Raw genomic sequence first — 11,513 nt, 5'->3', positions numbered from 1 at the left:
GAGTACCTTTTATCCGTTGAGCGATGGCCCTTCCATACAGAACCACCGGATCACTAAGACCTACTTTCGTACCTGCTTGATCCGTCGATCTCGCAGTCAAGCACGCTTATGCCTTTGCACACAGTGCGCGATGTCCGACCGCGCTGAGCGTACCTTCGTGCTCCTCCGTTACTCTTTGGGAGGAGACCGCCCCAGTCAAACTACCCACCATACACGGTCCCTGATCCGGATTACGGACCTAGGTTAGAACGTCAAGCACTTCAGGGTGGTATTTCAAGGATGGCTCCACCGAAACTAGCGTCTCGGTTTCATAGCCTCCCACCTATCCTACACAGAAGAACTCAACGTTCAGTGTAAAGCTATAGTAAAGGTTCACGGGGTCTTTCCGTCTTGCCGCGGGAACGCTGCATCTTCACAGCGATTTCAATTTCACTGAGTCTCGGGTGGAGACAGCGCCGCTGTCGTTACGCCATTCGTGCAGGTCGGAACTTACCCGACAAGGAATTTCGCTACCTTAGGACCGTTATAGTTACGGCCGCCGTTTACTGGGGCTTCGATCAAGAGCTTCGCCTTGCGGCTGACCCCATCAATTAACCTTCCAGCACCGGGCAGGCGTCACACCCTATACGTCCACTTTCGTGTTTGCAGAGTGCTGTGTTTTTGATAAACAGTCGCAGCGGCCAGGTTACTGCGACCCTCTAACGCTCAGTCACGCATGTGACCACGTCGGAGGGCGCACCTTCTCCCGAAGTTACGGTGCCATTTTGCCTAGTTCCTTCACCCGAGTTCTCTCAAGCGCCTTGGGATTCTCACCCTGCCTACCAGTGTCGGTTTACGGTACGGTTTCTCTGTAGCTGAAGCTTAGTGGCTTTTCCTGGAAGCGTAGTATCAGTCACTTCGTCCAATAGGACTCGTCTCGGTGCTCGGCATAAAGAAGCGCGGATTTGCCTACGCTTCATGCCTACCGCCTTTCCCCGGGACAACCAACGCCCGGTAGACCTAACTTTCTCCGTCCCCACATCGCACTACAGACAAGTGCAGGAATATTAACCTGCTTCCCATCGACTACGCATTTCTGCCTCGCCTTAGGGGCCGACTCACCCTGCGCCGATGAACGTTGCGCGAGGAAACCTTGGGCTTTCGGCGTGGGGGCTTTTCACCCCCATTATCGTTACTCATGTCAGCATTCGCACTTCCGATACCTCCAGCAGACTTCTCAATCCACCTTCACAGGCTTACGGAACGCTCCTCTACCGCGCATTACAAAGTAATGCACCCCGAGCTTCGGTGTATCGCTTAGCCCCGTTAAATCTTCCGCGCAGACCGACTCGACCAGTGAGCTATTACGCTTTCTTTAAAGGGTGGCTGCTTCTAAGCCAACCTCCTGGCTGTCTATGCCTTTCCACATCGTTTTCCACTTAGCGATAACTTGGGGACCTTAGCTGCGGGTCTGGGTTGTTTCCCTTTTCACGACGGACGTTAGCACCCGCCGTGTGTCTCCCGTACATTCTGTCCTGGTATTCGGAGTTTGCCATGGTTTACTAAGCCGCGATGGCCCGCTAGCCATAACAGTGCTCTACCCCCAGGAAGATTCATACGAGGCGCTACCTAAATAGCTTTCGAGGAGAACCAGCTATCTCCGAGTTTGTTTAGCCTTTCACTCCTATCCTCAGCTCATCCCCATCTATTGCAACAGATGTGGGTTCGGTCCTCCAGTGCGTGTTACCGCACCTTCAACCTGGCCAAGGATAGATCACTCGGTTTCGGGTCTACTGCCAGAGACTATGCGCCCTATTCAGACTCGGTTTCCCTTCGCCTCCCCTATACGGTTAAGCTTGCCACTGACAGTAAGTCGCTGACCCATTATACAAAAGGTACGCAGTCACCCTTGCGGGCTTCCACTGCTTGTACGTATACGGTTTCAGGGTCTATTTCACTCCCCTCTCCGGGGTTCTTTTCGCCTTTCCCTCACGGTACTAGTTCGCTATCGGTCAGTCAGGAGTATTTAGCCTTGGAGGATGGTCCCCCCATATTCAGACAGGGTTTCTCGTGCCCCGCCTTACTCAATTTCATCTCTAATGCCCTTTCGCCTACGGGGCTATCACCCGCTATGGCCGGCCTTTCCAAACCGTTCGGCTAAAACACTAGAAACTTTTGGGCTAGTCCGCGTTCGCTCGTCGCTACTGACGGAATCTCGGTTGATTTCTTTTCCTCCGGGTACTTAGATATTTCAGTTCCCCGGGTTCGCTCTGCATGACTATGTATTCATCATGCAGTACTCCTTGCGGAGTGGGTTTCCCCATTCGGACATTGCCGGATCAAAGCTTGTTGCCAGCTCCCCGACACTTTTCGCAGGCTGCCACGTCCTTCATCGCCTCTGACTGCCAAGGCATCCACCGTATACGCTTAGTCGCTTGACCATATAACCCCAAGTCGCCTCAGGGCCGATCATCATCACTTACGAGGTGATAATCATCGTACTGTCCAAACAACGCGTTCGCTTAATTGCCTCAACGACACATCTCGATTCGGTTTCGAACCAAGACGCTTGTCACTCGTTTACGTTTTCAATGAACACAAGAACGGCCTCAATGCCGCCTCGTTTTCTAAAATCTTATGTGTGCGCTGCCATTTTTACGTCGACAATGGTGGAGCCAGTCAGGATCGAACTGACGACCCCCTGCTTGCAAAGCAGGTGCTCTCCCAGCTGAGCTATGGCCCCAGACTTTGTGAGAAGTCCGACCAGGGATGGTCGGGCTCTTGCCGATGACTCGGCAAAATCCGGTGATGGTGGGTCTGGGAGGACTCGAACCACCGGCCTCACCCTTATCAGGGGTGCGCTCTAACCACCTGAGCTACAGACCCGGGAAATCATTTCCGTCGTTCACGAAAAGCGAAACACGATCCGTAGCAGCAAAGCTACGAAGCGCGCGATGATCGCTTTCCGCGACACGGATGTCGCGTAAAAATGCAGGTGTCTTGTGTGGACGTCTTGCGGGGAAGAAAGATGTCGTTCTCGAAAGGAGGTGATCCAGCCGCACCTTCCGATACGGCTACCTTGTTACGACTTCACCCCAGTCATGAACCACTCCGTGGTCGTCGTCCCCCTTGCGGTTAGACTAACGGCTTCTGGAGCAACTCACTCCCATGGTGTGACGGGCGGTGTGTACAAGGCCCGGGAACGTATTCACCGCAGCATAGCTGATCTGCGATTACTAGCGATTCCGACTTCATGGAGTCGAGTTGCAGACTCCAATCCGGACTGGGATCGGCTTTCTGGGATTGGCTCCACCTCGCGGTATTGCAACCCTCTGTACCGACCATTGTAGTACGTGTGTAGCCCTGGCCGTAAGGGCCATGATGACTTGACGTCATCCCCACCTTCCTCCGGTTTGTCACCGGCAGTCTCCTTAGAGTTCCCACCATTACGTGCTGGCAACTAAGGACAAGGGTTGCGCTCGTTGCGGGACTTAACCCAACATCTCACGACACGAGCTGACGACAGCCATGCAGCACCTGTGTTCTGATTCCCGAAGGCACTCCCGCATCTCTGCAGGATTCCAGACATGTCAAGGCCAGGTAAGGTTCTTCGCGTTGCATCGAATTAAACCACATACTCCACCGCTTGTGCGGGCCCCCGTCAATTCCTTTGAGTTTCAGTCTTGCGACCGTACTCCCCAGGCGGCGAACTTAACGCGTTAGCTTCGACACTGATCTCCGAGTTGAGACCAACATCCAGTTCGCATCGTTTAGGGCGTGGACTACCAGGGTATCTAATCCTGTTTGCTCCCCACGCTTTCGTGCCTCAGCGTCAGTGTTGATCCAGATGGCCGCCTTCGCCACTGATGTTCCTCCCGATCTCTACGCATTTCACCGCTACACCGGGAATTCCACCATCCTCTATCACACTCTAGCKAKCCAGTATCCATYGCCATTCCCAGGTTGAGCCCGGGGATTTCACRACAGACTTAAMTMACCGCCTACGCACGCTTTACGCCCAGTAATTCCGATTAACGCTTGCACCCTTCGTATTACCGCGGCTGCTGGCACGAAGTTAGCCGGTGCTTATTCCTCAGGTACCGTCAGCCCCACCGGTTATTAGCCAGTAGTATTTCGCTCCTGATAAAAGTGCTTTACAACCCGAAGGCCTTCTTCACACACGCGGCATTGCTGGATCAGGCTTGCGCCCATTGTCCAATATTCCCCACTGCTGCCTCCCGTAGGAGTCTGGACCGTGTCTCAGTTCCAGTGTGGCTGATCATCCTCTCAGACCAGCTAGCGATCGTCGCCTTGGTAGGCCATTACCCTACCAACTAGCTAATCGCACATCGGTTCGTCCAACCGCGCGAGGCCTTTCGGTCCCCCGCTTTCTCCCGTAGGACGTATGCGGTATTAGCGTAAGTTTCCCTACGTTATCCCCCACGTTTGGGTAGATCCCGATGCATTACTCACCCGTCCGCCACTCGCCACCCACAGTATTGCTACTGCTGTGCTGCCGTTCGACTTGCATGTGTTAGGCATGCCGCCAGCGTTCAATCTGAGCCAGGATCAAACTCTTCACTTAAGTTTTCGACCTCATGTCCACCCGAAGGCAGTCACTCGATCTATCTTTCTGAAGCGTTGTTCCTAACCATAAACGTCAAGCTTTTGAATTGACTCTTAGGTTAGACGCTTGCATATATTGGACATTCAATCGTCCGTCGCAAGACGCCCACACAAGTCACCTGCGCACACTGTCAAAGATCTCAATCACTTGCAGTACGTTGCCGTTTCTGCGTTGGAACATTTCGTTCCGAGTGAGCCGCTCATCTTACATCGTTYTCCCTGTCCGTCAACACCTTCAGCGAAGAATTTTTGCTGTCGTTGTTGCCGTTGGAAGACGCTGCCAGCGGCGGGGAGGCGAATAATAGGCAGGCACCCCACCTTTGACAAGCAATTTTTGAAATTATTTTTGATGTTTCGCGTAAGACGTTGTTCTCACGCGAAACTCTGTTGATGGATGCATCGCGATGACGTTGCGTCATCGCGATCAACTCATGCGAGCGTCAACAACACGCGCGCGAAGTTGCGCTTGCCGATCTGCAAAACCCCTTCAAAACCCGGCAAAAACACGCGTTGCGCATCTTCGACGACTTCCGCGTCGATGCGCACGGCGCGTTCCTTGAGTTTGCGATTCGCTTCGCCGTTGCTTGGCGTGAGGCCTGCCGCGGTCAGTAGAGCAGGCAAACGCAAGCCTTCCGCGGACACTGCAATTTCAGTGAGCGGCAGCAGGCTCGTATCGCCTTCGCCGCGCACGACGGCGTGCCATCCGGCGATCGCCTGTTCGGCGGCAGCAGCGCCGTGGAATCGCGTGGCCAATTCGCGCGCCAATTGCAGCTTCGCGTCACGGGGGTTAAGCACACCGGATTCCACCTCGAGCTTCATGCGCTTGAGGTCATCCAGCGAGGTGTCGAAGCTAAGCAACTCGAACCAGCGCCACATCAGCTCATCGCCGATCTTCAGGGTCTTGGTGACCATGTCGATGGCCGGCTCATTGATGCCGATGTAGTTGCCCAGCGACTTGGACATCTTGTTGACGCCGTCCAGGCCCTCCAGCAGCGGCATGGTGAGCACGATCTGCGGCGGCTGGCCGTGATGCTCCTGCAGCGCGCGGCCCATCAAGAGGTTGAACTTCTGATCGGTGCCGCCGAGCTCGACGTCGCATTTAAGTGCGACTGAGTCATAGCCCTGCACCAGCGGATAGAGGAATTCGTGGATGGCGATGGGCTGCTGGCCGGCGAAGCGCTTGGAGAAATCGTCGCGCTCGAGCATGCGCGCCACGGTGTGCTGGGCGGCCAGCTTGATCATGTCGGCTGCGGTCATCTGGCCGAACCACTCCGAATTGAAGCGCAGTTCGGTGCGCTCCTTGTCCAGCACCTTATAGACCTGGTCGGCGTAGGTCTGGGCGTTGGCCAGCACGTCCTCGCGGGAAAGCGGYTTGCGCGTGACGTTTTTGCCGGTCGGGTCGCCGATCATGCCGGTGAAGTCGCCGATCAGGAAAATCACCTGATGTCCCAGGTCCTGGAACTGGCGCATCTTGTTGAGCAGCACGGTGTGGCCCAGGTGCAGGTCCGGCGCGGTCGGATCGAAGCCGGCCTTGATGCGCAGGGGGCGACCGAGCTTCAGGCGGGCGACCAGCTCTTCCTGCTTGATGATTTCGTCGGCGCCGCGCGCGATGGTGGCCAGCGCCTGCTCAAGCTCGTTCATGTATTCCTCAAATTTTCGTTGTCTGGGCGGCACCGTAAAGCATAGCTTCCCGGCCGGTTCCGTTAAGTGTGCGTTAACCGAAAAGTTATCGCAACCCATTGATGGAAAAGGCGTTGACGCCCTTTACACAGGGCCGCTATGGTACGCGGCAATTAGAAATGTAGTACCTGGGGAACACCGGGCATGGGTGAGAGAAACGAAAACGCGCGCGCTGCGCGCAAACAGGCTATGCGTCGAAAGGCGCAGCAGCGTCACTCTCATTTTTACGAGCGGTGTGCCCATTGGTCCTTTGGTTGTCACGGTGAGGCCGAGCCTATCCGCTGGCATCGCGAGCGCTGGATTCTTGCCGGCACCGCCCTCCTTATTACCGCCGTTTCCGGCTTCCTGATTCCCGCCTGGGCCAGCGCCATGCGCCCGGACACGATTTCGACCGCGCACGCCGTGCTGCCGCTGGAACTGCCCAAGGCGGTCCCGGTGGCCGCCCAGGCCGCGACCGTGGAAGATTGGCACATCGTGCAGGTCCAGCCCGGCCAGACCTTGTCGGACCTGTTCCAGAGCCAGGGCCTGAGCCTCACCGACGTACAGCATGTGGTGGACCAGTCGGGCGATGCCAAGGCGTTGCACCACATCAGCCCCGGCCAGGAATTCGATTTTCTGCTCGACAGCGACGGCAGCCTCAAGGGCATCCGCTTCGACAAGGACGAATCCAACCGCACCACCATGCGCTTTGAGGCCGACAAGGCCACCGTTACGGCGGAAGCGCGCGAAGTGGAACATCGCGAACACGTCGCCCATGGCAGCATCGACAGCTCGCTGTTTGCCGCCGGCTCCAAGGCAGGCATGAGCAACCAGATGGTGCTCAAGCTGGCCGAGCTGTTCAAATACGACATCGACTTCGTGCAGGACCTGCGCGAAGGCGACAGCTTCACGGTGATCTACGACGACGTGTACCGCGACGGCGCCTATCTGCACGAAGGCGACATCGTGGCGGCGGAGTTCGTCAATCAGGGTGAGCGCTACACCGCCTACCGCTTCAAGAAAGAAGACGGCAGCTACGGCTGGTTCAGTGAGGACGGCCGCCCGATCCAGAAGTCGTTCCTGCGCATTCCGGTGGACTTCACCCGCATCTCCTCGCAGTTCAGCGCGGCACGCATGCATCCCATCCTTGGCCTGATGCGCGCCCACCAGGGCGTGGATTACGCCGCACCCACTGGCACGCCGATCCATGCGGCGGGCGACGGCGTGATCAAGTTCAAGGGCTGGATGAACGGCTACGGCAATTTCGTGATCGTGCAGCACAACGGCTCGATCAGCACCGCCTACGGCCACATGTCCAAGTTCGCCAATGAAAAGGTGGGCCAGCATGTGGGCCAGGGCGAAGTGATCGGCTATGTGGGCATGACCGGCCTGGCCACCGGCCCGCATCTGCATTACGAATTCCGCGTCAACAACGTGCAGCGCGATCCGCAGAAGGTGACGCTGCCCAAGCCCGAACCGCTGCCTGGCGCACAGCTGGCCAAGTTCAAGTCGCAGGTGGTGCAGCCGCAGCTGGCCCGCCTGAAGACGCTGGACGCCAACATGAAGCTGGCCAAGGCCAGCGGCACCAAGCGCAACGACGACTGATCCCGTGGATGACGCGACGGCGCTTTACCTTGGCCTGATCTCGGGCACCAGCGCCGATGGCATCGATGCCGCGCTGGTGAGTTTCGACAACGACAGGCCGCAGCTGGTCGATGCACTGGCCCACCGGTGGCCGGATGAGTTGCGCACGCGCCTGCTGGCCGTGGCGCAGGACGAAACACGATTGGACCTGGATGCCTATGGGCGTCTCGATGTCGCGATCGGCCAATGTTTCGCCGAAGCTGCCCAGCAGCTGTTGGACCGCAATCCGGCGCATGCGCCGCGCGTTCGGGCCATCGGTTCGCATGGGCAGACCTTGCGGCATCGCCCCACCGGCGAATTTCCTTTCACGCTGCAGGCGGGCGATCCCTCGGTGATCGCCGAACGCTGCGGCATCGATGTGGTGGCTGATTTCCGCCGCGCCGACGTGGCCGCCGGTGGCCAGGGCGCGCCGCTGCTTCCCGCGGTCCACGCCATGCTGCTGGGTCGTGCGGACGGTGTGCGCGTGGTGCTCAATCTGGGCGGCATTGCCAACATCACGGTGCTCGATCCGGCCGGCAAGGTGTTCGGGTTCGATACGGGCCCGGCCAATGGCCTGATGGATGCCTGGCATCTGCGCCATCGTGGCGCGGCGTACGACGCCAATGGCGCCTTCGCGGGCGCGGGTCGCATGGACGAGGCCTTGCTCAGTGCGCTGATGGCCGATCCCTATTTCGCGCTGCCGCCGCCCAAGAGCACGGGACGCGAACACTTCCATCTCGCCTGGCTGGAACAGCACGCCGGCATGGCGGCGCTGTCGCCTGCCGATGTGCAGGCCACGCTGCTGGAGCTCTCGGCACGCAGCATCGCCGAGGCGATCGAACGCCATGCGCCATCCGCTATCGATGTGCTGGCCTGCGGTGGCGGCGTGCACAACGCCGTACTGATGGAGCGGCTGGGACAACTGCTGGGTACGCGCACGCTGGCCAGCACCGCCGCGCATGGCGTGGATCCGGATTATCTGGAAGCCACGGCGTTTGCGTGGCTCGCGCGTCAACGCCTGCTGGGCTTGCCGGGCAATCTGCCCGCGGTCACCGGGGCACGGGGACCGCGCGTGCTCGGTGCGGTCTATTCCGCACCGCGCTGATCAGAAGCTCTCGTCGCCCAACACGCCGTGTGCCTGCGCCAACGCAGCCGTTGGAGCGCGGGAAAGGGCTTGCACGGCCTCCTGGAAGGCGGCCTTTTCCTTGGCATCCCACTGACCGCCCAAGGTGGTCAGGTCGCCGGGATCGAGCATGGTTTCGGCGAACACATTGGATGAGGCCATGCCAAGGCCATGGCGCAGTGCGTGCAGCACCACGTCATTGATCGACCACTGCCTTTCCTTGGCGAGCGTCTTGATGCGCTCGGCCATAAGGTTGTCGATATGGCGTATGACGAGGTCCGGCACGGACGCTTCCTCCGACAGTCACAAGCCCCCTGTGACTTGATCTTGTCACAGGGTCAAGGGCGAGACTATCGACCGCTTGGCTGATTCACACGCTGCCTTCTTTTGGAGCGGGCGCCGGATCGCCGGGGCGGTCCTTGCTGTAGCGAGGCCACAGATAAGTGAACAGCAGCGTGGCAGGAACGATGGAGATCACGGTCAGGACAAAATAAYCGCCATAGCCCGTGGTCATGGCGATGCCGCCGGCGAAGAAGCCCAGCACCTTGCCCGGCAGATTGACCATGGAGCTGAGCAAGGCATATTGGGTCGCCGTGTGTTCACGGCTCACCAGCGAGGAAAGATAGGCGACGATCGGCGGACCCAGCACGCCGAGGGTAAAGTTCTCCACCGAAATCACCACCGTCAGCACCGCCAGATTGCCGGGGTGTGCGATCAGCCACAGATAGCCCAGGTTGCTGGCTCCGGCCAACACCATCGACACCCCCAGGCTGCGCCACGCGCCCCAGCGGGCCACGGCCGCGCCGCCGACGAAGACACCTACGATGCCGATCCATACGCCCCACAGCTTGGTGATCGTGCCGATCTGCGTCTGGGTGAACCCCATGTCCAGATAGAACGGGCCCATCACGCCGCCCACGGTCGCCTGCTCAGGAATCTTGAACAGCAGGATGAAGAGCAAGGTGACGCTCGCCAATGCCCATCCATAGCGTCGGAAGAAATCCGCGAATGGATCGATCACGCTTAGCTGCATCGCTGCACCCCAGCTGGGCGGCGTAGTCCGAACCACATCGGGTTCGCGCGCGAACAGCGTGGCCAAGATGGGGATCAGCATGGCCAGGGCGAAAACGACATAGATCACTGGCCAATCCAGATGGTCGRCCAGAATCAGCGCGCCGGCGCCGGTGATGATGAGCGCAATGCGGTAGCCCAGCGAATAGGTAGCCACCAACGCACCCTGGGTGGCCGTTGGTGCGATCTCGATGCGATAGGCGTCGACCGCGATGTCCTGCGTGGCACCGAAGAACGCGACGACCAAGGTCGCCGCCACGAACAGGGGCAATTGCGACGGCGTCAACCTGGCCATCGCCAGCAGACCGCCCATCACGGCGAACTGGGCCAGCAACAGCCAGCTGCGCCGCTGACCCAGCCGTCCCAAGGCGCCAGGCAGTCTGACGTGGTCCAGCAATGGCGCCCACAGGAACTTGAGCGCGTAGAACATCCCCGCGCTCGCGATCATGGTGATTTCCTTCAGCACGATGCCATGCTTTCGCAGCCAGATGGCGACGGTGTAGGACACCAGCAAGAATGGCAGGCCCGAGGAGAAGCCCAGCAGGAACATCGTCCAGGCAGCGGGCTGGGTAAACGCATGCCATACCGCGAGCTTCTGCTTTTTGGGCGGCGCCGCCTCAGTCGGCATAGTCGACGGTATACGGCGCGTGGTCCGAGAACCAGGAATCACGGTAGACCGAGCAGCGCTTCAGGCGATCGCGCAGGCCAGGCGTGACCAGCTGGTAGTCGATGCGCCATCCCACATTGTTGGCCCGCGCGTTGCCGCGGTTGGACCACCACGTATAGTCCTCGCCCTTGGGATGCAGGGTGCGATAGCTGTCGACCCACCCGTGCTTTTCGACCAGGTCGTTGAGCCATGCGCGCTCTTCGGGCAGGCAGCCGGAATTCTTCTGGTTGGACTTCCAGTTCTTGATATCCAGCTCGCTGCGCACGATGTTCCAGTCGCCGCACAGCACGTAGTCGCGGCCGCTCTTCATCCACTTGTCGAAGATCGGTGCGATCCATTCCATCGCCTTGAATTTGAACTGCTGGCGCTCATCGCCCGACGAACCCGACGGCACGTACAGCGACACCACGCTCAGGTTGCCGAAGCGGGCTTCGATGTAGCGCCCCTCGTTGTCGAAGGCATCCCAGCCCAGCTCGGTGAGCACCGCATCGGGCTCGCGCTTGGCGTAGATGGCCACGCCGCTATAGCCCTTCTTGCTGCTGGCGTCGCGATAGAAGCAATGATGGCCATCGGGACGGAACATGGCATCGGAAAGCTGGTCTTCCTGCGCCTTGGTCTCCTGCAGGCAGACCACGTCGGCCTTTTGCTGGCGTAACCATTCGAACACGCCCTTGGTACCGGCGGAACGGATGCCGTTGGCGTTGAGACTGATGATGCGCATACAAGGTGCCCGGGCTCGCGAGGGATGCGCCATCATAGCAACCA

The 11,513-nt window shown here is 59.0% G+C and carries 6 protein-coding genes, 2 tRNA genes and 2 rRNA genes; 2 read left to right on the top strand and 8 right to left on the bottom strand.

The genetic code is table 11. The features are described 5' to 3' along the window. The 5 genes from AC1DMG_RS15465 to tyrS all read right to left on the bottom strand — a co-directional run. Positions 1-2,420, bottom strand: a 23S ribosomal RNA gene (locus AC1DMG_RS15465); the annotation flags it as partial. A gap of 226 nt (positions 2,421-2,646) precedes the next feature. Next, positions 2,647-2,722 (bottom strand) — tRNA-Ala (locus AC1DMG_RS15460). A gap of 66 nt (positions 2,723-2,788) precedes the next feature. Further along, a tRNA-Ile gene (locus tag AC1DMG_RS15455) sits at positions 2,789-2,865 on the bottom strand. A 154-nt stretch (positions 2,866-3,019) separates the two neighbouring features. Further along, positions 3,020-4,564 (bottom strand): 16S ribosomal RNA (locus tag AC1DMG_RS15450). 470 nt (positions 4,565-5,034) lie between these two features. Further along, the gene (gene tyrS, locus AC1DMG_RS15445; RefSeq protein ID WP_441601683.1) at positions 5,035-6,246 is read right to left on the bottom strand and encodes a tyrosine--tRNA ligase; all 1,212 of its coding nucleotides are present in this window, start codon (positions 6,244-6,246) and stop codon (positions 5,035-5,037) included. A gap of 183 nt (positions 6,247-6,429) precedes the next feature. Here tyrS and AC1DMG_RS15440 point away from each other — a divergent pair, with 183 nt between their 5' ends. Both AC1DMG_RS15440 and AC1DMG_RS15435 read left to right on the top strand, forming a co-directional pair. Beyond that, on the top strand, positions 6,430-7,869 hold the full coding sequence (locus AC1DMG_RS15440) for an OapA family protein (protein WP_441601684.1): 1,440 nt from the start codon (positions 6,430-6,432) through the stop codon (positions 7,867-7,869). Between the two features lie 4 nt (positions 7,870-7,873). Beyond that, a complete protein-coding gene (locus AC1DMG_RS15435) occupies positions 7,874-8,992 on the top strand; it encodes an anhydro-N-acetylmuramic acid kinase (RefSeq protein ID WP_441601685.1) in 1,119 nt (372 codons plus the stop codon). Here AC1DMG_RS15435 and AC1DMG_RS15430 read toward each other — a convergent pair whose 3' ends face one another. The 3 genes from AC1DMG_RS15430 to AC1DMG_RS15420 all read right to left on the bottom strand — a co-directional run bounded on the left by AC1DMG_RS15430 (position 8,993) and on the right by AC1DMG_RS15420 (position 11,469). After that, complete coding sequence (locus AC1DMG_RS15430; RefSeq protein ID WP_441601686.1) at positions 8,993-9,295, bottom strand: hypothetical protein; 303 nt, start codon at positions 9,293-9,295, stop codon at positions 8,993-8,995. Between the two features lie 85 nt (positions 9,296-9,380). After that, on the bottom strand, positions 9,381-10,709 hold the full coding sequence (locus AC1DMG_RS15425; RefSeq protein WP_477180721.1) for an AmpG family muropeptide MFS transporter: 1,329 nt from the start codon (positions 10,707-10,709) through the stop codon (positions 9,381-9,383). Beyond that, positions 10,699-11,469 (bottom strand): exodeoxyribonuclease III, encoded by a 771-nt coding sequence (locus AC1DMG_RS15420; protein WP_441601688.1) that lies wholly within the window; start codon positions 11,467-11,469, stop codon positions 10,699-10,701. Before AC1DMG_RS15420 ends, AC1DMG_RS15425 begins: the two co-directional genes overlap by 11 nt. Positions 11,470-11,513: the final 44 nt, after the last annotated feature.

The organism is Dyella sp. 01N36 (genome assembly GCF_056399745.1).
Note: the sequence above shows the minus strand (reverse complement) of the source record. Positions and strands in the feature narration are given on the sequence as shown.